The sequence below is a fragment of the Pseudarthrobacter lactosi genome, from assembly GCF_055412785.1.
Map to the genome: position 1 here is coordinate 666,017 of NZ_JBVAYS010000002.1, position 19,484 is coordinate 685,500.

General features: G+C 66.1%; 20 protein-coding genes. 14 read left to right on the forward strand and 6 right to left on the reverse strand.

Annotated features, from left to right (window positions below):
- From ACZY0Q_RS12920 to ACZY0Q_RS12930, 3 genes are read left to right on the forward strand one after another with little or no spacing between them, the layout of a single operon-like run.
- Positions 1–768 (forward strand): CoA transferase subunit B, encoded by a 768-nt coding sequence (locus ACZY0Q_RS12920; RefSeq protein ID WP_463917380.1) that lies wholly within the window; start codon positions 1–3, stop codon positions 766–768.
- Positions 765–1,370, forward strand: a complete 606-nt coding sequence (locus ACZY0Q_RS12925) for a MaoC family dehydratase (protein WP_463917381.1) — start codon at positions 765–767, stop codon at positions 1,368–1,370. Before ACZY0Q_RS12920 ends, ACZY0Q_RS12925 begins: the two co-directional genes overlap by 4 nt.
- A complete protein-coding gene (locus ACZY0Q_RS12930) occupies positions 1,367–2,206 on the forward strand; it encodes an HpcH/HpaI aldolase/citrate lyase family protein (RefSeq protein WP_463917383.1) in 840 nt (279 codons plus the stop codon). The genes ACZY0Q_RS12925 and ACZY0Q_RS12930 overlap by 4 nt, the downstream gene beginning before the upstream one ends.
- Positions 2,207–2,237: 31 nt before the next feature.
- Here the strand turns inward: ACZY0Q_RS12930 and ACZY0Q_RS12935 are convergent, their stop codons facing one another.
- Positions 2,238–3,710, reverse strand: coding sequence for a lipase maturation factor family protein (locus ACZY0Q_RS12935; protein ID WP_463917385.1), 1,473 nt, complete (start codon positions 3,708–3,710; stop codon positions 2,238–2,240).
- A 46-nt stretch (positions 3,711–3,756) separates the two neighbouring features.
- Here ACZY0Q_RS12935 and ACZY0Q_RS12940 point away from each other — a divergent pair, with 46 nt between their 5' ends.
- The 8 genes from ACZY0Q_RS12940 (at position 3,757) to ACZY0Q_RS12975 (ending at position 10,889) form a co-directional block, all read left to right on the forward strand.
- Positions 3,757–4,503: a TSUP family transporter gene (locus ACZY0Q_RS12940; protein WP_463917387.1), complete on the forward strand. Its 747-nt coding sequence runs from the start codon at positions 3,757–3,759 to the stop codon at positions 4,501–4,503.
- 46 nt (positions 4,504–4,549) lie between these two features.
- A complete protein-coding gene (gene dxr, locus ACZY0Q_RS12945) occupies positions 4,550–5,731 on the forward strand; it encodes a 1-deoxy-D-xylulose-5-phosphate reductoisomerase (protein WP_463917389.1) in 1,182 nt (393 codons plus the stop codon).
- Between the two features lie 18 nt (positions 5,732–5,749).
- Positions 5,750–7,081 carry a M50 family metallopeptidase gene (locus tag ACZY0Q_RS12950; protein WP_463917391.1) on the forward strand — a complete coding sequence of 444 codons (1,332 nt, stop codon included), beginning with the start codon at positions 5,750–5,752 and terminating at the stop codon, positions 7,079–7,081.
- A gap of 191 nt (positions 7,082–7,272) precedes the next feature.
- On the forward strand, positions 7,273–7,938 hold the full coding sequence (locus ACZY0Q_RS12955) for a MarR family transcriptional regulator (RefSeq protein WP_463917392.1): 666 nt from the start codon (positions 7,273–7,275) through the stop codon (positions 7,936–7,938).
- Entirely contained in the window at positions 7,935–8,474 is a 540-nt protein-coding gene (locus tag ACZY0Q_RS12960; RefSeq protein ID WP_463917393.1) for a hypothetical protein, read from the forward strand. The genes ACZY0Q_RS12955 and ACZY0Q_RS12960 overlap by 4 nt, the downstream gene beginning before the upstream one ends.
- Positions 8,475–8,529: 55 nt before the next feature.
- On the forward strand, positions 8,530–8,823 hold the full coding sequence (locus tag ACZY0Q_RS12965) for a YciI family protein (protein WP_463917395.1): 294 nt from the start codon (positions 8,530–8,532) through the stop codon (positions 8,821–8,823).
- Positions 8,824–8,869: 46 nt separating this feature from the next.
- Entirely contained in the window at positions 8,870–10,036 is a 1,167-nt protein-coding gene (ispG, locus tag ACZY0Q_RS12970; protein WP_463917396.1) for a flavodoxin-dependent (E)-4-hydroxy-3-methylbut-2-enyl-diphosphate synthase, read from the forward strand.
- Complete coding sequence (locus tag ACZY0Q_RS12975; RefSeq protein WP_463917573.1) at positions 9,999–10,889, forward strand: GNAT family N-acetyltransferase; 891 nt, start codon at positions 9,999–10,001, stop codon at positions 10,887–10,889. Before ispG ends, ACZY0Q_RS12975 begins: the two co-directional genes overlap by 38 nt.
- A gap of 55 nt (positions 10,890–10,944) precedes the next feature.
- Here the strand turns inward: ACZY0Q_RS12975 and ACZY0Q_RS12980 are convergent, their stop codons facing one another.
- The 3 genes from ACZY0Q_RS12980 to ACZY0Q_RS12990 all read right to left on the reverse strand — a co-directional run bounded on the left by ACZY0Q_RS12980 (position 10,945) and on the right by ACZY0Q_RS12990 (position 13,168).
- Positions 10,945–11,496, reverse strand: coding sequence for a TetR/AcrR family transcriptional regulator (locus ACZY0Q_RS12980; RefSeq protein WP_463917574.1), 552 nt, complete (start codon positions 11,494–11,496; stop codon positions 10,945–10,947).
- Between the two features lie 137 nt (positions 11,497–11,633).
- The gene (locus ACZY0Q_RS12985; protein WP_463917576.1) at positions 11,634–12,377 is read right to left on the reverse strand and encodes an ABC transporter permease; all 744 of its coding nucleotides are present in this window, start codon (positions 12,375–12,377) and stop codon (positions 11,634–11,636) included.
- Positions 12,378–12,385: 8 nt separating this feature from the next.
- Positions 12,386–13,168 carry an ABC transporter ATP-binding protein gene (locus ACZY0Q_RS12990; RefSeq protein WP_463917398.1) on the reverse strand — a complete coding sequence of 261 codons (783 nt, stop codon included), beginning with the start codon at positions 13,166–13,168 and terminating at the stop codon, positions 12,386–12,388.
- Between the two features lie 461 nt (positions 13,169–13,629).
- Between ACZY0Q_RS12990 and ACZY0Q_RS12995 the strand changes: the two genes are divergently transcribed.
- From ACZY0Q_RS12995 to ACZY0Q_RS13005, 3 genes are read left to right on the forward strand one after another with little or no spacing between them, the layout of a single operon-like run.
- The gene (locus tag ACZY0Q_RS12995; RefSeq protein WP_463917400.1) at positions 13,630–15,438 is read left to right on the forward strand and encodes a proline--tRNA ligase; all 1,809 of its coding nucleotides are present in this window, start codon (positions 13,630–13,632) and stop codon (positions 15,436–15,438) included.
- 19 nt (positions 15,439–15,457) lie between these two features.
- Positions 15,458–16,252, forward strand: a complete 795-nt coding sequence (locus ACZY0Q_RS13000; RefSeq protein ID WP_463917402.1) for a sulfite exporter TauE/SafE family protein — start codon at positions 15,458–15,460, stop codon at positions 16,250–16,252.
- A 48-nt stretch (positions 16,253–16,300) separates the two neighbouring features.
- Positions 16,301–17,698 carry a pyridoxal phosphate-dependent decarboxylase family protein gene (locus ACZY0Q_RS13005; protein WP_463917403.1) on the forward strand — a complete coding sequence of 466 codons (1,398 nt, stop codon included), beginning with the start codon at positions 16,301–16,303 and terminating at the stop codon, positions 17,696–17,698.
- 21 nt (positions 17,699–17,719) lie between these two features.
- Here ACZY0Q_RS13005 and ACZY0Q_RS13010 read toward each other — a convergent pair whose 3' ends face one another.
- Complete coding sequence (locus ACZY0Q_RS13010; RefSeq protein ID WP_463917405.1) at positions 17,720–18,751, reverse strand: aminoglycoside phosphotransferase family protein; 1,032 nt, start codon at positions 18,749–18,751, stop codon at positions 17,720–17,722.
- Positions 18,748–19,476, reverse strand: coding sequence for a VIT1/CCC1 transporter family protein (locus ACZY0Q_RS13015; protein WP_463917407.1), 729 nt, complete (start codon positions 19,474–19,476; stop codon positions 18,748–18,750). The genes ACZY0Q_RS13010 and ACZY0Q_RS13015 overlap by 4 nt, the downstream gene beginning before the upstream one ends.
- Positions 19,477–19,484 lie beyond the last annotated feature (8 nt).

Sequence of the window (19,484 nt, forward strand, 5' to 3'; positions counted from 1 at the left end):
ATGGAGTCCAGCAGCACGCAGGGAGCGCCTCCCCGCCCCGAAGCCGTACGGCCGGAATACCGGCGTGCCGCCGTCGGCCATCCCGAAGGCACCAACCCGGAAGCCAAGGGTTGGACCCGCAACGAACTGGCCGCCCGCGTGGCCCGGGAACTCAGCAACGGGCAGTACGTCAACCTCGGCATCGGCATGCCCACGCTCATTCCCAACTACATCCCGGCGGGCATAGAGGTGGTGCTGCACTCGGAGAACGGAATCCTGGGCGTGGGACCATACCCCAGCGAGGATGCAGTGGATCCTGACCTCATCAACGCAGGCAAGGAAACCGTCACGGTTAACAAGGGGGCCGCATTCTTCGACTCCGCCTCGTCGTTCGGCATGATCCGCGGTGGGCATGTGGATGTGGCCGTGCTCGGCGCCATGGAAGTGGCACAGAACGGCGACCTGGCCAACTGGATGATCCCGGGCAAGATGGTCAAAGGCATGGGCGGGGCCATGGACCTGGTCTTCGGCGCCAAGAAGGTGATCGTGATGATGGAGCACGTGGACCGCAACGGCAACCCCAAAATCGTGGAGGACTGCTCGCTGCCGCTGACCGGCAAGGCCTGCGTGGACCGGATCATCACCGACCTCGCCGTGATCGACGTCGTCACCGAAGGCGGGCGGTCCCGGCTGGTGCTCCGCGAACTGGCCCCCAACGTCTCCGTGGAGGACGTGGCGGCGGCCACCGGGGCCGAACTGTTCGAAGAAGACCAGGAGCTCACCGTATGAGCGGGGTTCCAATCCCCGATGCCCCTGGCCCAACCGCCAACGCCCCCAGGGTCATAGAACAGCGTGGCCTGTACTTTGACGAACTCGAAGAAGGTGTCGTCTACGCGCACCGGCCCGGCCGCACCGTGACCGAGGCGGACAACGTCCTGTTCACCACCCTCACCATGAACACCCAGGCCCTGCACCTGGACGCCGCCTGGAGCGCAGGGCAGCCGTTCGGCCAGCGGCTGGTCAACTCCATGTTCACGCTGTCCACCCTGGTGGGGCAGTCCGTATCGCAGCTCACCCAGGGCACCATCATCGCCCAGCTGGGGCTCACGGACGTCTCTTTCCCGCACCCGCTGTACCACGGGGACACGCTCTACACCGAGACGGTGATCACCGCGAAACGGCTCTCGGGATCGCGTCCCGGGCAGGGGATCGTGACCATGCAGCACACGGGCCGGAACCAGGACGGCACCGTGGTGGCGCTGGCCACGCGGAGCTGCCTGATGTGGACCCGGGACGCCCATGTGGCGCAGTCGGCGGGACAACAGGTGCGGCCTGCAGGAGCCGAAAAGGGGAGCCGTCAGGGCGCCGAAAAGGGGACAATGTCCCTATGACATTTGTGATGGGTCCCGCCCTGCTCTTCTGCCCTGCCGACCGTCCGGAGCGCTTCCCCAAGGCCGCCCAACGAGCCGACGCTGTCATCGTGGACCTCGAGGACGCCGTGGCACCCGCGGACAAGCAGCGGGCGCGCGGCGCGATCCTGGCCCAGTTGGGCGCTGCCGGGGAAGGGCCCGAACTTGATCCCAGCCGCACCATCATCAGGATCAACCCGGCCGGAACCGACGAATTCGAGAAGGACCTGCACTGCCTGGCCCACACGCCGTACCGCACGGTGATGCTGGCCAAGGCGGAGAGCGCGGCCCAGCTCGAAGCCCTGGCGGATTATCGTGTCATCGCCCTGTGCGAGACGGCCGCCGGGGTCCTCAACGCACCCGCCATCGCGGCAGCCCCCAACGTGGTGGCCCTGATGTGGGGCGCCGAGGACCTCCTGGCTTCCCTGAGCGGCACGTCCAGCAGAACGGACGACGGCGGCTACCGCGCCGTGGCCCTGCACGCCCGGTCAGCGGTGCTGCTCGCCGCACGGGCGTTCGGAAAGGAAGCCGTGGACGCTGTATACGTCAACATCCCGGACCTTGACGGACTGGCGCTGGAGGCAGCCGATGCCGCAGCGTCAGGATTCGGCTCTAAAGCCTGCATCCACCCCACGCAGGCGGCCATTGTCAGGGGAGCCTACGCCCCGTCCGAGGCCGACGTCGCCGCCGCCACGGAACTGCTGCGGGTCGCAGCTGCCGCCGGATCCGGGGTGTTCCAGCACGGGGGCAAAATGATCGACGGACCCATCCTCAAACACGCGGAAGCCACCATCCGCCGGGCCGGCATCCCCTCCTAGGGCAACCGGCCCGGGACCACCTGGGGCAGAATCACCGCCGCCCGCGCGAACCACGCAGGGACCGTGGCGGGACGGCCACGTAGAGCGGCGTCCGGACCCAGCGCTCGCCGGTCTCCCGGAACTCAGCCCTGGTGGCGAAACGGTACAGGTAACTGTTGGCACGCACCCAACGCGGCGGACCGCCGTCGAACGGGTCCGCACGGAGAAGCCGCAGCGTCTGCTGGTCCGCCTCCAGGAGCTTCGTGAGGAACGCGTAAAACCACTCCTCGTGGACCGTGCGCAACGGCAGGAACCACATCAGCCAATCCAGCCGCAGGTGGTACGGCGCCCACTGCCGCGGCAGCCGTCGCACGTCTCCGGGTTTGCCCTTAAACCCATATTCACGCCAGTCCGCCGTGTCCCCAGGTTCCTCGTCCAGGGTGCCCTCCACCACGATCTCGACTCGGTGCTTCGTTACCGTGCCGAATGCGCCGTACGTGTTGACCAGTTGCCAGCGGTTGAAGCTGGCGTTCATCAGCTGCCCCCTGGAAAGCAGGTTGCGCACCGGCCAGTAGCTGAGGACCAGCAGCAGGAACGTGGCCACCAGGGTGATGGCGAGCCAGTACGGGGGATTGCCGGGGATGTCTTCCACGGGAACCACCGCCAACGGCAGGAACGGCAGTAACGGCAGTACGGCCTGGGCCACGGGGTCGCTGACCGCGGCGAAGGCAAGCACAATGGCCATCCAGTTAAGCCACGCAAAATTGCCGCTGGCCACCAGCCACAGTTGCGTGAAGATGATGATGCCGGCCGCGGCGCTTGCCAGGGGTTGGGGTGCGAAGAGGAAGAACGGCACCACCAACTGCGCGAAGTGGTTCCCCAGGACCTCCAGCCGGTGGAAGGGTTTGGGCAGCAGGTGCGCCTGGCGGCTCACCGGCCCCGGCATGGGCTGGGTCTCGTGGTGGTAGTAGAGGGCGGTCAGGTCTCGCCATTCCCGGCCACCGCGGATCTTGATCATCCCGGCGCCGAACTCCAGCCGGAACACAAGCCACGCCAGCAGAATCAGGATGGTGCGGGGAGGCTCCGTCTGGTCCGAGCCAAGGAACGCCACCGTGAACCCGGCCTCCAGCAGCAGCATTTCCCATCCGAAGCCATAGAACGTCTGCCCCACGTTGACGATCGACATGTACAGCAGCCACAGGGCAAGAAACGCGATCAGCGGAACCCACGGTGGCCCGAGTTGGGGGATGCCGGCCACCAGCAGGGCTGAAAATACCAGCCCGGTGGCGCAGACACCACGCAGCAGCCGGTCCGAATAGCGCCAACGGAACAGGGTGGGCCGTCGGCGCGCGCTGAACCCTTCCAGGTAGTCCGGAACCGGTAACAGGCCGCGTTCGCCCAGCAGCGCAGGGAACTGGTTCAGGGAGGACAGGAACGCAACAAAGAACAGTGCCGCCACACCTCGCTGCAGCACCTGCCGGGCTAATCCGTACTCCGGCGCATCGAACCAGGAAACCCAGTCCACGCAATCCACGTTACGCCCGGCGTCGCAGTCCGCCCACTAGGATCGGATGGTGTTTGCACTGGTGCTCATTGTCGTGGTTGCAGGGGCACTGGCCCAGCGGCTGGCCGGCCTCGGATTCGGCCTCCTCGTCTCTCCCGTCCTGGTGGTGCTGCTCGGCCCCTTCGACGGCGTCATGATCATCAACCTGTGCGGCGCAGCCTCATCCCTTCTGATCCTTTCCAGGGTCTGGCGGCATGTGGACTGGAAGCGCTACTTCGGATTGGCGCTCGCTGCCCTCGCGGGGGTGCTGCCGGGCGCCTGGCTGGCCAGCAACGTGCCCGAAGCCCCGCTGGAAATCTGCATCGGCATCCTCCTCATCGTCGCACTGCTGGCTTCGCAGCGGCTGACCCGCAGCTCATGGCGTGCCAGTGGCCCCGTCCCCATGGTCTCCCTCGGCTTCACCAGCGGACTGATGAACGCGGCTGCAGGCGTCGGCGGACCGGCCATCACTGCCTACGCCATCGCCACCCGCTGGGAGCAGAAGAGCTTCAGCGCCACACTCCAGCCCTATTTCGTCACCACCGGACTCTCATCGCTGGTGAGCAAGTACATACTCTCCGGTGGACATGTTCCCGGCCTGGACGGCTGGCAATGGCTCAGCATCCTGGCCGCCATGGTGACCGGAATCATCGCGGGCGATCTGCTCTCCGGCAAGGTCAAACCGGCCGCTGTCCGCCGGATCGTTGTGGCCATCGCCTACATCGGAGCCGTGTCCACGCTGGCCAAGGGTTTCATCGAGCTGGCAGCGGCCTGACCTAATGCCTGACCGGACCGCGGACCAGGTGCGGGATACTTAACCAATGCAGCGCAGAATCGTCCTCCTCGGATCCACCGGTTCCATCGGCACCCAGGCGATCGACGTCGTCGACGGCGCTCCCCACCTCTTTGAGGTGGTGGCGCTCAGTGCCGGCGGAGGAAACCTGGAGCTCCTTGCCCGGCAGGCTGTCCACACCGGTGCCGCCGCCGTGGGCATCGCAACGGGGGATCCACGGCAGCTGCGGGACCTGATCTCCGAGGCCGCCCGCCTCGCCGGACGGCAGGACTACCGCCCCGAAATCATCGCCGGCCCGGACGCCTCGTCCCGCATCGCCGCAGTAGAGGCGGACGTGGTGCTTAACGGCATTACCGGGTCCATCGGGCTCGCCCCAACCCTCGCCGCCCTGAAGTCGGGTGCAACACTGGCACTGGCCAACAAGGAATCGCTCATCGTGGGCGGAGCGCTCGTGAAGGCGGCCGCCCGTGAGGGGCAGATCGTGCCGGTGGACTCCGAGCACTCAGCGATAGCGCAGTGCCTGCGCTCAGGCACCGCGGCCGAGGTCGACAAGCTCATCCTGACGGCGTCCGGGGGGCCGTTCCGCGGCCGGACGCGGGAGCAGCTCCACAACGTAACGCCAAAAGAGGCCCTGGACCACCCCACCTGGGACATGGGCCTGATGGTCACCACCAACTCGGCCACGCTGGTCAACAAGGGCCTGGAGCTCATCGAAGCCCATCTGCTGTTCGATGTGCCGCTGGACCGGATTGACGTTGTGGTCCACCCGCAGTCGGTGGTCCATTCCATGGTCCAGTTCATTGACGGGTCCATCATCGCCCAGGCGTCCCCGCCGGACATGCGCCTCCCCATTGCCTTGGGGATGGGCTGGCCCAACAGAGTCCCCAAGGCGGCTTCCCCATGCGTCTGGACCAAGGCCACCAGCTGGACGTTCGAACCGCTGGACACTGTAGCCTTCCCTGCGGTGGACCTGGCCAAGGACGCCGCCAAGCAGGGGAGTACTTTTCCTGCCGTCTTTAATGCGGCCAACGAGGAAGCGGTCATGGCCTTCCACGCTGGACGCATCCGCTTCACCGAAATCGTGGACACCATCGATGCTGTCCTCAGCGAACATTCAGGATCCTCCGGGCTGACGCTGGAGTCGGTACTGGATGCTGAAGCCTGGGCACGTACGCGCGCCCACGAACGTTTAGCAGTCAGCAGTCTCTAGGAAGCAGCAGATCCACGCATGAGCCCCGTCCTCCTTTTTATCCTCGGCGTCGTCTTTGTGGCGCTCGGCATTGCCGTGTCCATTGCGCTGCATGAAGTGGGGCACCTGTTGCCCGCCAAGCTGTTCAAGGTGCGCGTCACCAAGTACATGATCGGCTTCGGCCCCACCCTGTGGTCCAAGCGGAAGGGCGAAACTGAATACGGTGTGAAGGCGATCCCGCTGGGTGGCTACGTGTCCATGATCGGCATGTATCCACCCAACAAGGACGACGGAACCGTCCGTCCCTCCAGCACCGGGATGTTCCAGACCCTGGCCACGGAAGCCCGGTCCATGGCACACGAGGAAGTGGGCCCGGAGGACGCGAACCGCGTGTTCTACCGGCTGCCGGTGTGGAAGAAAATCATCGTGATGCTGGGCGGTCCGGCCATGAACCTGCTGATTGGCGTGGTCCTGACGGCTGTCTTGCTGATGGGTTTCGGCATGGCCACGGCCACCACCACCATCGCGGACGTCTCCAAATGCCAGGTGGCGGCCGGCCAAACGGTTGATCCCGATTCCCCGGACTGCCAGCTGACGCCCGCGGCCGCTGCCGGTCTCCTACCCAACGACGTGGTCACCTCCTTTGACGGGAAAGCTGTCACCGGCTGGGACCAGATGACCGAATGGATCCGTGCCTCCGCCGGCCGGGAAGTCAGCATTACCGTGCAGCGCGACGGTGCGCCCGTCACCACCACGGTGACACCGGTGCTGTCCGCCCGCCCCGTCGTAGGCGTGGACGGACGCCAGGCAAAGGACGATGCCGGCAACCTTCTCTATCAGGACGTCGGCTTCCTAGGCATCGGCGCGCAGACCGAACTGGTTCCCCAGCCGGCGTCGTCCGTTCTGCCCATGGCGGGCGAAAACATCAAACAAGTGGCCGGCGTCGTCTTCAACCTGCCCGCGAGGGTGGTGGGCGTTGCCAAGGCGGCCTTCAGCGAGGAAGAGCGCGACCCCAACGGCCCCATCAGCGTGGTGGGCGTTGGGCGCGTGGCCGGCGAAGTGGCGGCCATGGAGGAAGTGCCGCTCCAGTCCAGGATTGGCGCCCTAGTAGGGCTGCTCGCCGGCCTGAACTTCGCGCTCGCGGTTTTCAACCTGATCCCACTGCTTCCGCTCGATGGCGGCCATGTGGCCGGAGCACTGTATGAGGGGGCGCGGCGACGGGTGGCCAAACTGTTCGGCAAACCGGATCCCGGCGCTTTCGACATCGCCAAACTGCTCCCCGTGACCTATGTGGTGGCAGCGTTGCTGATGGGCATGAGCGCGCTGCTGATCTATGCCGACATCGTCAAGCCGGTGAACCTGTTCGGCTGACTCCGACCCAGACCGCCGGTGCCCTGCTGATGGCAGCCGCCGGTGGATGGATCGCCTGGAGCGGCTCCCGGCCTGCTGCAGCAGTACCTGACCGAACCGGGTGATTCTGTTAAATCAGCCTTTATTGGCTGATATTTAATAATCAGCTATTTTTGATTGATTATGCGTAATCATCTGCGTACGGTTGAGGCATGTACGTTTTGACCATCGATCAACGAGGCAGCACCGCCGACGTCGACCGCGTTCCCGACCTGATCGCCGCCCTGCGCAGCCTCACGCCGGCCTCCTTTGAGCGCTCGGTGGGTGATGAACTCCAGGGCGTGGTGGAACGTGCTGAGGACGTGGTGGACGTCGCCTTGTACGCACTCCGGAGCGGGCATTGGTACGTCGGGGTCGGGATCGGTGCCGTGCACCTCGCCCCGGGCGGTAGTCCCCGGGAAGGTTCAGGCAGTGGCTTTGTGGCAGCGCGAAAGGCCGTGGAACTCGCCAAGGGCGCGGCTGGTCAGGTGCCATTGTCGGTGGTGTCCGGCAGTATTGGCCGTGGACGGGAGATGCCTCCCCATGCCAAGGAAGGAGCCATGACCAGCGCAAATGCCCAGGCGGTGCTACGCCTGATCGGACGGTTGGTGCAGCAACGCACACCAGCCCAGTGGCGGGTGGTGGACCGGTTGCGCGCGCTCCAGGGCGGCGATGGAAAGCACGGCAGCCAGAAACACGTAGCCCAGGAACTGGGAATCACGGAGCAGTCGGTGAGCCGTGCTGTGCTCAGGTCCGGCTGGCAGGAAGAATGGGCCGCCAGGCCCGCTGCTGCCATGCTCCTCGAGTACGCGCATTCCCAGAGTGAAGGAGACCGGTGAACGCACTATGGATCGCAGTTGCCCTGCTGGTGGCCGGATTCGCAGGATGGCCCGTGACCGCACTGGTGTTCCGGCTCGCCAGGACCATCGACGACAAAGCGGATGCGGCGACCAAGTCGGACCAGGACGCATCAGTCCAGGATCCCTCAGCCGATGTCACGGTGGACACCGTTTCGGAAGCCCCACGGGCCGGTACGGATCATCACAAAGGCGGCCAAACCGTCGACGGCGAGCTGACAGCGAGTGGCGGCCAGCCGGCGTCGGACGCTCCTCAGCCGTCAACCGCGCTGCCGGCCCAGCGGATCCTGCGCGGCGGGGCAATCATCGGAGTCCTGGAACGCCTGGGCGTCTGCGTGGCTATCCTGACCGGACAGCCAGTGGCCATTGCCTACATCGTGGCCATCAAAGGCCTGGGCAGGTTCGCAGAATTGAAGGAGACCCCCGTGGCTGCGGAGCGGTTCATCATCGGAACGCTCACATCCATGCTGTGGGCCGCGGGAACGGCGGCAGTCATCAAGGTCGTGTTCCTGCAGTGAGTCTTGCTGACTGCCCGGATCGGCGCCAGCCCACCCCTGGGGATAGGGTGTCCTTATGACTGTTTTTGCCGTTGAGTATGTGTACGCCGCCGATTCCTCCGCCGTCCGTGATGAGCACCGCCCCGCGCACCGCGCCTGGCTGGCGGGTCTGGCCGACCAGGGCCAACTGCTGACCAGCGGACCCTACGATGACGGGGCTGGTGCCCTGCTGATCTTCAAGGTCCAGGATGAAACCGAGCTGAACGAAATCCTCAAGCAGGACCCGTTCGCCGCCGGTGGCGCCATTGCCGGGATCCGGACCACTGAGTGGACTCCCGTGATCGGCCTCCTGGCCGCACACGCATCCTGATTCCCGGACCTATTTCACTACTGAAACACCTACCCAAGGAGTCCACGTGACCTCGGTCAGTCTGGGAATGCCGTCAGCACCGCCGCCCGTCCTCGCCCCCCGCCGCAAGACGCGGCAGATCAAAGTGGGTTCCGTCGGGGTCGGCTCGGACTCGCCCATCAGCGTGCAGTCCATGACCACCACGCCCACCACGGACATTAACGCCACCCTGCAGCAGATCGCCGAACTCACCGCCTCCGGCTGCGACATCGTACGCGTTGCCTGCCCGTCGGCCGATGATGCGGAGGCCCTGCCCATCATCGCGCGCAAGTCCCAGATCCCCGTCATTGCGGACATCCACTTCCAGCCCAAATACGTCTTCGCGGCGATTGAGGCCGGCTGTGCGGCAGTGCGCGTGAACCCGGGCAATATCCGCAAGTTCGATGACCAGGTCAAGGAAATCGCCCGCGCCGCGAAGGACCACGGGACCTCCATCCGGATCGGCATCAACGCCGGATCGCTGGAGCCCGGAATCCTCAAGAAGTATGGCAAAGCCACCCCCGAGGCCCTTGTGGAATCGGCCGTCTGGGAAGCCTCGCTGTTCGAAGAGCACGGTTTCAACGACTTCAAGATTTCGGTCAAGCACAACGACCCGGTCATCATGGTTGCTGCCTACGAAATGCTGGCCGAGCAGGGTGACTGGCCCCTGCACCTGGGCGTGACCGAAGCCGGGCCCGCCTTCCAGGGCACCATCAAGTCCGCCACGGCCTTCGGGGCGCTGCTGGCCAAGGGCATCGGCGACACCATCCGGGTGTCCCTCTCGGCGCCTCCCGTGGAGGAAATCAAGGTGGGCAACCAGATCCTCCAGTCACTGAATCTGCGCCCGCGCAAACTGGAAATCGTCTCCTGCCCCTCATGCGGCCGCGCCCAGGTGGACGTTTACACCCTGGCCGAGCAGGTCACCGCAGGGCTGGAAGGCATGGAAATTCCGCTCCGCGTGGCAGTGATGGGCTGTGTTGTGAACGGGCCGGGCGAAGCCCGCGAAGCCGATCTTGGTGTCGCGTCGGGCAATGGCAAGGGTCAGATCTTTGTGAAGGGCCAAATCATCAAGACTGTGCCTGAGAGCGAGATTGTTGAGACACTGATCGAAGAGGCCATGCGCATAGCTGAAGAGATGGGGGAGGCCGATGGCGAAGATGCTGTCAAGGGTAGCCCCGTGGTTAGCGTCTCATAAAGAGGACGCCGCGCCGGCGGGGATATCCGTCAGGACCCTCGCCGGCGCTGACACCGCTGTCCTGCGGCGCCTCGCGTCGCAGGACCCGGTGGCCAATGTCTTTATCCTGGCGCACCTTCGGGCGGCTGGTTCTGCCGCGCCCACCACTGGCGGAGCCGGCGTCCTGGGAGTTTTCGACGACGGCATCCTGGCGGGCGCGTGCTGGGCTGGCGCCAACCTGGTCCCGATCCAGCTTGACCCCGAATTCGCCGGGGTTGTCGCGGCCGCAGCAAGCACCTCCGGCCGCCGCTTCGCTTCCGCCTTTGGCCCCGCAGATGCCGTCCTTGCCCTTCATGCTGAGCTGGCCGAACTGGGGCATGCGGCCCATGAGGTACGGGATGAACAGCCGCTCATGACGCTGTGCGGGCCGCCGTTGGTGGAGCCGAACGCGGACCTGGGGCTTGGCCGGCTGGCCGATTTTGACCGGATCCTTCCCGCCTGCGCGGCCATGTTCGAAGAGGAAGTGGGCTATTCGCCGTTCCTCGGGGGCAAGGAGTTCTACAGCCGTCGCGTGGAAGGCCTCATCCGGCAAGGCCATTCATTGGCGCACGTGAACGAATCCGGCGATGTTGTGTTCAAGGCCGAGCTGGGAGCTGTAACAGCGGACGTCACGCAGATCCAGGGTGTATGGATGAACCCCGGCTACCGCGGACAGGGTCTGAGCGCAGGCTACATGGCTGCCGTAGTGGAGAAGGCACGCACGCTTGCCCCTGTCACCAGCCTCTACGTCAACGGCTTTAACCTGCGGGCACGGTCCACGTACGAGCGCGTGGGCTTCCGCCAGGTGGGCACCTTCGCCACTGTGCTGTTCTAGCCTCCAGGCTGTTCTAGCCACCGTGTTGTTCTAGCCTCCAGGACGTCGCCTTAGGTCACCCGTCAGCTTTCAGGTCACCCGTCAGGTAATGCTGGACGTTAGGCGCCACGAGCCGCACAACGTCGTCGGCGGAGGCGGACGCGAGAGGTTCGAGCCGGATCACATACCTGACCAGCATCACGCCCACCATTTGCGTGGCCACAAGATTTCCGCGCATGGCCACTTCTGCGGGTGGTCCGGGGACTCCTGCCATGATCCGGCTGAGGATGGTCCGCTGTACGAGTTCCCTCAGCAGTAGGGTCTTCGCCGTCGACCCGATGGTTCCCCTGAGGAAGGCCACCAGGCTGTGCTGGGCCGGGCTCTCCCACAAGCGCAGGACGGCCCGCACAATCGCCTCAGCCCGATCCTCCGGCGAGTAGCCGTTGACGCCCGCCAGGACGTTCTCCGGGTCGGCCGGGAGTGCCACGCTCAGCGCAAAGAGCTCGTCCTTGCCTTTGAAGAAGTGGTGCACCATCGCGGGGTCCACTCCGGTCTCCCGGGCGATCTGGCGCAGGCTGGTCCCCTCGAAACCGTGTTCGGCGAACAGTCTCCGGGCTGTGTCCAGGATCTGGTCCCTCGACTCGCTTGCCCCGCCGCGTCTGCCCCGGCGGCCCGGACCGGCCGCGGTGCCCGCCGGATCACCAGCGACAGCGGGATCATTCGCGCCTGCCGGATCACCAGCGCCCGCAGGATCATGCTGTCCGTTCACGCAGTCCGCCGCCGCAGGGTCAGCGACGCGAGGACCAGGACCGCCAGGACAATGGCCACCATGACGCCGGCGTCCATCCACAGCTGGTCTGTGGCATCGGTGTTGGTGGCGATCTCCTGGAGCGCATCCACCGAAAAGGTCAGGGGTAGGACATTCGACACAGCCTCCAGGGCCTCGTTCATCCTCTCGCGGGCCACAAAAAGGCCACAGAGCAGGATCTGCGGGACCACCACTACCGGCATAAACTGCACGGCCTGGAATTCCGTCCGGGCGAAGGCCGAACAGAGCAGCCCCAGCGCGACGCCAAGAACCGCATTGATCACGGCAATCATGACCACCAGACCCGGGCTGCCTTGGATGTCGAGCCCGAAAATCCAGTAGGCCACGGCGGTAGCTACCAGCGACTGCAGTGCGGCCATGATGGAAAATGCGAGCCCGTAGCCGAACAGCAGGTCCGCCTTGTGGATGGGAGTGGTCAGCAGCCGTTCCAGGGTCCCGGAGGTGCGTTCGCGCAGCATCGTGATGGATGTAACCAGGAACATCACCACAAACGGGAAGATTGCCAGCATCATCAGGCCAACGCGGTCGAAAGTCCTGGGCACGCCTGGCGGCAGGGTTTCATTCTCATAGAGAAAGTACACGGCGGTGAGCAGCAGGGCAGGGACCACCAGGATGAGCGCGATGCTGCGGTGGTCGTGCCGGAGCTGATCCAGGACGCGGCGGGTGGTGGCCAACAGCATCATCAGGTTCATGACCGTACCGTCCTTTCGGTGGACTGCGTTTGGGCGGCGTCCTGGATGATGTGCAGGAAGGCCTTCTCCAGATCGGCGCTGTGCCCGCGCTGACTCAATTCGGCCGGTGTCAGCTGCGCCAGGAGCTTCCCATCCCGCAGCAGGAGAAGCGATCCGCAATGGCTGGCTTCCTCCATCACATGGCTTGAAACCAGCAGCGTGGTCCCGGACTCGGCCATGGACCGGAACCGGTCCCACAGGTCAGCCCGGAGCAGCGGGTCAAGGCCCACGGTGGGCTCGTCCAGGACCAGCAGGCTGGGACGCGCCACCAGGGCGCAGGCCAGCGACACCCGGCTCAGCTGACCGCCCGAGAGGTCGCCGGTTTTCTGCCTGGCCTGCGGTTCAAGCCCGACGGCGGCGATCGCCTCCGCGGCTTCGGCGCGGCCCTTGCGGTGCATGGCGCCGAAGTAGCGGACGTTTGCTTCGACGGTGAGGTCCGGATACACACTGGGGGACTGGGTCACGTAGCCCACCCGGTGCCGCAGGTCGGGGTGTCCGGCGGGCAGCCCCAGTACTTGGACGGAGCCGGAGGTGAGCAGCTGGACGCCCATGATGGCCCGCATCAGGGTGGTCTTGCCGCTGCCGGACGGGCCCAACAGCCCGGTGATCTGGCCCGCCTGGATGGAAAAGTCCAACCCGCGAAGAACGGGAAGCTTTCCCCTGGTGACGTGCAGGGAGCTGGCGGCGACGGCAACTTCAGCGCCGGGGCCGGCCGGGGCCGTTGCTGCTGAATGGGACATATGTGCCCTCCGAAATCCTGGGAGTTCTCGTTTGAATTCACCAGTTGATGAATTCAACCTAGACCTGCCGCAGGTGACCGTCAACAACTGCGAATGGAAAAAACCCTTGTGGATGTGTCGGCTATCACATAGGTTCAATCTAGCTGCGCTGGAGTGGGTGGGCGGTCTCACCAGTCCTCACCAGTACCTAGGCGTCAACGGCCATGGAGCCACGTCCGCATGTAATGACCAGCCGTTTACGGCCAGGGGCTTTGCACGCCGGGCGTGGCTCTATTGCGTTCTGCCCCGTCCGGACCTCAGCAGAACCCCGCATCCGGCTCCGCGCCTGTCGCTGGCCCCTGGCTCTGGCCCGTCTCAGGTTCCGCCGCCGGGTGGGGCGTGGATTGCCGGTAGATTAGTACCCAGAAGAATTGCCCTGTCCTGCATTTCCAGCAGCTAGTCCCAGAAACGGATACCCACCCTTGGTCACAAGAATGTCCCAGCTTTTCCTGCGCACCTTGCGTGAAGATCCCGCCGATGCCGAGGTGGCCAGCCACCGGCTCCTGATCCGGGCAGGCTACATCCGCAGGGCCGCGCCGGGTATCTACACCTGGCTGCCACTGGGGCTCAGCGTGCTGCGCAAAGTGGAGCAGGTCATCCGCGAGGAAATGGCGGCCATCGGCGCCCAGGAAGTCCACTTCCCGGCCCTCCTGCCCAAGGAACCCTACGAGGCCACCAACCGCTGGACGGAATATGGCGAGGGCATCTTCAGGCTCAAGGACCGCAAGGGCAACGACTACCTGCTGGCACCCACGCATGAGGAAATGTTCGCGCTGCTGGTCAAGGACCTGTACTCGTCCTACAAGGACCTGCCGCTGAGCATCTACCAGATCCAGAACAAATACCGTGACGAGGCACGCCCCCGGGCAGGCTTGATCCGCGGCCGCGAATTCATCATGAAGGACTCCTACTCCTTCGACGTGGACGACGCCGGCCTGGACGCCAGCTACGCCGCCCACCGCGTCGCCTACCTCAGGATTTTCGAGCGCCTGGGCCTGGAAGTTGTTCCCGTTGCAGCCACCGCCGGTGCGATGGGCGGGTCCAAGAGCGAGGAATTCCTGCACCCCACCGAGATCGGTGAGGACACTTTTGTGCGCTCCGCGGGAGGATACGCAGCCAACGTTGAAGCTGTCACCACAGTGGTTCCCGCGGACATCGACTTCACCGACGCCCCTGCCGCGGAGGTCCGCGACACCCCGGACACCCCCACCATCGATACGCTCGTGGAGGCTGCCAACCAGCTCGCTCCGCGGACAGAGGCCGACGGCGGCGCCTGGACTGCCGGTGACACACTCAAGAACGTCGTCCTTGCCGTGACGCTGCCCACCGGCGAGCGCCAGCTCGTCGTCATCGGTCTCCCCGGCGACCGCGGCGTTGACCTCAAGCGCGTCGAAGCGAACATCGGGTCCTTCCTGCCGATTGCCGGCGAGATCACACTCGAAGCGGCCAACGACGACGACCTCAAGAAACAGCCCCTGATTGTGAAGGGCTATCTCGGCCCCGGCATGTCCCTGGACGCGCCGCTGCTGGGCACTGAGGGCGCGTCCAAGCTCCTCTACCTGGTGGATCCCCGCGTTGTCAGCGGCTCCGCCTGGGTCACCGGTGCCAACGAGGCCGGCAAGCACGTCTTCGGCCTCGTCGCCGGACGCGACTTCGGGTGGGACGGCGTCATCGAGTGCACCGACGTGCGCGCCGGCGACGAGGCCCCGGATGGCTCGGGTCCGCTCGAGACCGCCCGCGGCATCGAAATGGGCCACATCTTCCAGCTGGGCCGCAAGTACGCCGCGGCCCTGGACCTGAAGGTCCTGGACCAGAACGGCAAGCAGGTCGTGGTGACCATGGGCTCCTACGGCGTCGGAGTCACGCGCGCTGTCGCGGCCTTGGCCGAATCCAACCACGATGCCAAAGGCCTGATCTGGCCGCGCGCCGTCGCCCCGGCGGATGTCCACGTGGTGGCCGTCGGCCGCGGCGAGGAAATCTTTGCCGCAGCCGAGCAGCTGGCCCTGGAACTTGAGGCCGCAGGCCTGGACGTCATCTACGACGACCGGCCCAAGGTCTCCCCGGGCGTAAAGTTCGGCGACGCGGAACTCGTCGGCGTCCCCACCATCCTGGCCGTCGGCCGCGGCCTGGTGGATGGCGTTGTGGAAATCAAGGACCGTCGCACTGGCGAAGCGGAGAACGTGGCCGTGGACAAGGCTGTTGACTATGTGGTCACCGCTGTCCGCAGCTGATGCTGCGCCTTTCTAGGTCATGATTTCCGGGTTTGAGTCGATCCAGCTCACCACGATCATCCTGATTGTGGTGGCTGGATTTGCTGCCGGCTGGGTGGACGCCGTGGTGGGCGGCGGGGGTCTGCTCCAGCTGCCGGCCATGCTGCTGGTACCGGGGATCACGCCGGTCCAGGCCTTGGCCACCAACAAGATGGGGTCTATTTTCGGCACCACCACGAGTGCGGTGACGTACTACGGGCGGGTGAAACCAGACCTTCGGACCGCCGTGCCCATGGCGGTGATTGCCTTGGCCGGGAGCTTTGGCGGCGCCGTGCTGGCGGCCAACCTCCCTGCCAGCGTGTTCAAGCCCATCATCGTGGCCGCGCTGGTCGCCGTCGCCCTTTTTACGGCACTGAAGCCCAATGTCGGTGAGATCACCGTGCTGCGGCACGATGGCCGCACGCACTACGTGGTGGCCTGCCTGATCGGGGCCGTTATCGGCTTCTATGACGGCCTGATCGGTCCGGGCACCGGTTCCTTCCTCATCATCGCGCTCGTTTCGGCGATGGGCTACGCCTTCCTGGAGGCAAGCGCCAAAGCCAAAATTGTGAACATGGCCACCAATGCCGGCGCCCTGCTGTTCTTCCTGCCCCACGGGTCAATCCTGTGGGGTGTTGGCCTGCTGCTGGGCCTGGCCAACATGGCTGGCGGCTACCTGGGCGCGCGGACCGCCGTGAAGCAGGGCAGCCGCTTCATCCGCGTTGTATTCCTGCTGGTGGTGGGCGCCCTGATCATCAAACTTGGCTACGACGTCTGGCTGGAAAACTTCGCCTAGGAGCTTCCGGCCCTCGTGGCAGGGACCGCTGAGGCGTACCATGCTGCTATGTCAGCAGGCGCTGGACAGTACTCCGAGGCCTTATCAGCCGCAGCCCGCCACGCAGGGGAATGGCTGGCGAGCCTGCCTGACAGGCACGTAGGTCCGCGGGCGTCGGTCCAGGAACTTGGCGACGTCTTCGGCGGACCGCTGCCCCGGAAAGGCATGCCCGCGGCCGAGGTGGTGGACTACCTGGCGCTCCACGCGGAGCCGGGACTGATGGCCATTCCGTCCGGTCGCTTCTTTGGCTGGGTGATGGGCGGGACCCTGCCAGCCGCAATGGCAGCCGACTGGCTGGTCAGCGCGTGGGACCAGAACTCGGGCATGCGCCACGCCACTCCCGCCATCGCGGCGATCGAGGAGTCGGCCGGGCACTGGCTCCTGCAGCTCCTGCACCTGCCCGAGGATGCCGACGTCGGCTTCACCACGGGTGCCACCATGGCCAACTTCACCGGACTGGCCGCTGCCCGGTGGCGGTTGCTGGCTGATGCCGGCTGGGACCTCGACGGCGATGGCCTGGCAGGAGCCCCGCGGATCCGGTGCTTTGTGGGCCAGGAGCGCCACGAGACCATTGACCTGGGCCTGCGGTACCTCGGGCTCGGCCGGCCCATCGCGGTTCCCGCAGATGCCCAGGGCAGGCTCATCGCCACAGAGCTGGACCGGCTGCTGTCGGAAGGGTCCGGGCACGCCCTGGTCTGCCTGCAGGCCGGCAATCTCCACTCCGGAGCCTTCGACCCCTTCGACGCCGCGATCGAGGTTGCCCGGCGGCACGGCGCCTGGGTGCACGTGGACGGCGCTTTCGGGCTGTGGGCCGCGGCCGTGCCGGAATTCGCGGACCTCACCCGCGGCATGGCCCTGGCCGATTCGTGGGGGACCGACGCCCACAAGACCCTCAACGTCCCGTACGACTGCGGTATTGCCATCGTCAAGGATTCAGCAGCGCTGCGCAGCGCCATGGGACTGCAGCACACCAGCTACCTGATCCACGACGTCGAAGGCCCGGGCGACCCGTTCGAAAAAGCGCCGGAACTGTCCCGCCGCGGCCGCGGCGTGCCTGTGTGGGCCGCCCTCCGCTCCCTGGGGCGGGACGGCGTGGCGGCCCAGGTCCGCGGGCTCGCCGAAGCCGCGTCGAAGATCGGCAGCCGCCTCGCCGACGTGGACGGTGTCGAGGTGCTCAACTCGGTGGATTACACGCAGGTGTCGCTCGCCTTCGGGGACGACGCCACCACGCGCGCCGTGACAGCCCGGGTGATCGAGGACGGCAAGGTCTGGATGTCCGGTTCACGCTGGCAGGGCAGGGACGTCTTGCGCGTCTCGGTCAGCAACTGGAGCACGGACGCGGACGACGTCGGTACTGCCGTCGAGGCGGTCAGCTCCGCCTTGGCGGCTGTGCGGGCTGCCGGCTGATCGCCCGGGAGGCACCGTCGCTCAGCTGTCGCCCTGACCCGGGTCAGGCAGGGCGTGCGCCGAGGGGAGACCGTAGAGTGTCCGCCCGGCGAGGGTGCTGGCCACCCAGAGGGAGCGGGCCAGGTCTCCTCGGTGTCGCGGCACAGCGGCGTAGCCCAGGGCGTTCTCCACTTCGCGTGCCACGGCCCACTGGCGCGCGGCTTCGGCATCAAGGCCGGCTGCGGCGCTGAACTCCTGGCAGCGCCGGCGCAAGCCTCCGGCCGGATCGGTCCGGGGCAGGTCGGCGAGACGGTTCCACAGGAGCGGTGCCACCGCGAATTCCGGTTCGCCGATCATGGGCTGCGGGTCGATGGCGACGAAGGCCTGCCCGGGCACAGCTGCGCTGTTGGTCTGCGGGCGGGCAAGGATGTTCAGGAAATGCAGGTCGGTATGGACCAGGACATCCCTGCCGGAACGGCGGCCCACTGCGCCGCGGGTCTGGCAGACCTCCAGGGCCGCCTCCAGGAGCCAGCGCGGGAACGGGCGGCCCTGCTGTTCCCAATCAGCCGGAAGGTCATCGCTCCATTGTTCGGCCCGCGCTGCGATGTGGTCGAATTCCTGCCACTGCGGCCGTCCGTCGGGCACCAGGCCCAGCTGCCGCATTGTGCTGCCCCAGGCCACCGCCGCTTCATCCAGCGGGATGGTCTGGAGCGAGCAGTCCGCATTCAGCCGTTCAAGCAGCATGGCGCACGTTCCGGCGTCGGATTCCAAAAGCCGGACGGCGCCCGATCCGCCCCAGAGTGCCAGCGCATGGCGTTCCATCCGGGCTTCGTCGTGGGGAAAGGCGATCTTGAGCGCCGCTGGAGTCCCGTCCGTCCGGCGGACCGGAACCACAACGCCGCCGTGGCCATGCCACGGGAGGGCGCCGATTGCCAGATCAACGGCCAGTTCCCAATGCTCCAGACGCCCCTGGACCAGTCCCGGGAGCGAGGAAAGCCAGGCCCGTCCAGCACTGCTGTGGCTGTAACGCGTGCTGAGGGCCGGCGGGATCGGCACGCCAATCTGGACACTCATACGACGCCGCTTGCGCCGAGCAGGTTGCCGATGGAGTACGTGGCAGCCAGGGCCAAGGCCCCGCCCACCACCACCCTGACGGCGGCCCGCAGCTTCGAGCCGCCACCGATCCAGGCGCCCAGGGCCCCGGTGGCAGCAAGGGCAATCAGCACGGCCGCGAAGGTCAAGGGAACCCGGATGTTCTCCGGCGGCAGCAGGATGGCGAGCATCGGAAGGATGGCGCCGATGAGGAACGCGACGGCGGAGGCAATGGCGGCGTGCCAAGGACTGACGATGTCTGCCTCGTCGATGTTCAGTTCGGCGGAGAGGTGTGCGCCCAGGGCGTCGTGGGCTGTCAGCTCACTGGCCACTTTCCTTGCTGTGTCCAGGCTCAGGCCCTTGCCCTGGTAGATCGCAGTGAGTTCCTCCAGCTCTTCCTCCGGTTCTTCCTGCAGTTCCAGGCGTTCCTTTTCGATTAAGGCCTCCTGGCTGTCCTTCTGGCTGCTGACGGAGACATATTCGCCCAAGGCCATGGATATTGCACCACCCACGAGGCCGGCCGTGCCGGCGACGAGAATCGGGCCGGCCTGTGTGGTGACACCTGCGACGCCCACCACGATTGCGGCGACCGAGACGATGCCGTCATTGGCACCCAGCACACCGGCGCGGAGCCAGTTCAGGCGCTGCGCGACGTCGTTCTGGTGTGGCTCATTCTCGTGAAGGGCGGGGGCGCCGGCACTGTCCATGCCTCCAG

Excerpts from the sequence above, each read along its gene's own strand:
- ACZY0Q_RS12920 (WP_463917380.1), top strand. The coding sequence starts at position 1 with ATGGAGTCCAGCAGCACGCAGGGAGCGCCTCCCCGCCCCGAAGCCGTA.
- ACZY0Q_RS12965 (WP_463917395.1), top strand. The coding sequence starts at position 8,530 with ATGACTGTTTTTGCCGTTGAGTATGTGTACGCCGCCGATTCCTCCGCC.
- ACZY0Q_RS13000 (WP_463917402.1), top strand. The coding sequence starts at position 15,458 with ATGATTTCCGGGTTTGAGTCGATCCAGCTCACCACGATCATCCTGATT.
- ACZY0Q_RS12975 (WP_463917573.1), top strand. The coding sequence starts at position 9,999 with ATGCTGTCAAGGGTAGCCCCGTGGTTAGCGTCTCATAAAGAGGACGCC.
- ACZY0Q_RS12950 (WP_463917391.1), top strand. The coding sequence starts at position 5,750 with ATGAGCCCCGTCCTCCTTTTTATCCTCGGCGTCGTCTTTGTGGCGCTC.
- ACZY0Q_RS13010 (WP_463917405.1), bottom strand. The coding sequence starts at position 18,751 with ATGAGTGTCCAGATTGGCGTGCCGATCCCGCCGGCCCTCAGCACGCGT.
- ACZY0Q_RS12925 (WP_463917381.1), top strand. The coding sequence starts at position 765 with ATGAGCGGGGTTCCAATCCCCGATGCCCCTGGCCCAACCGCCAACGCC.
- ACZY0Q_RS12930 (WP_463917383.1), top strand. The coding sequence starts at position 1,367 with ATGACATTTGTGATGGGTCCCGCCCTGCTCTTCTGCCCTGCCGACCGT.
- ACZY0Q_RS12985 (WP_463917576.1), bottom strand. The coding sequence starts at position 12,377 with ATGCTGTTGGCCACCACCCGCCGCGTCCTGGATCAGCTCCGGCACGAC.
- ACZY0Q_RS13015 (WP_463917407.1), bottom strand. The coding sequence starts at position 19,476 with ATGGACAGTGCCGGCGCCCCCGCCCTTCACGAGAATGAGCCACACCAG.
- dxr (WP_463917389.1), top strand. The coding sequence starts at position 4,550 with ATGCAGCGCAGAATCGTCCTCCTCGGATCCACCGGTTCCATCGGCACC.
- ACZY0Q_RS12990 (WP_463917398.1), bottom strand. The coding sequence starts at position 13,168 with ATGTCCCATTCAGCAGCAACGGCCCCGGCCGGCCCCGGCGCTGAAGTT.
- ACZY0Q_RS13005 (WP_463917403.1), top strand. The coding sequence starts at position 16,301 with ATGTCAGCAGGCGCTGGACAGTACTCCGAGGCCTTATCAGCCGCAGCC.
- ACZY0Q_RS12940 (WP_463917387.1), top strand. The coding sequence starts at position 3,757 with ATGGTGTTTGCACTGGTGCTCATTGTCGTGGTTGCAGGGGCACTGGCC.
- ACZY0Q_RS12955 (WP_463917392.1), top strand. The coding sequence starts at position 7,273 with ATGTACGTTTTGACCATCGATCAACGAGGCAGCACCGCCGACGTCGAC.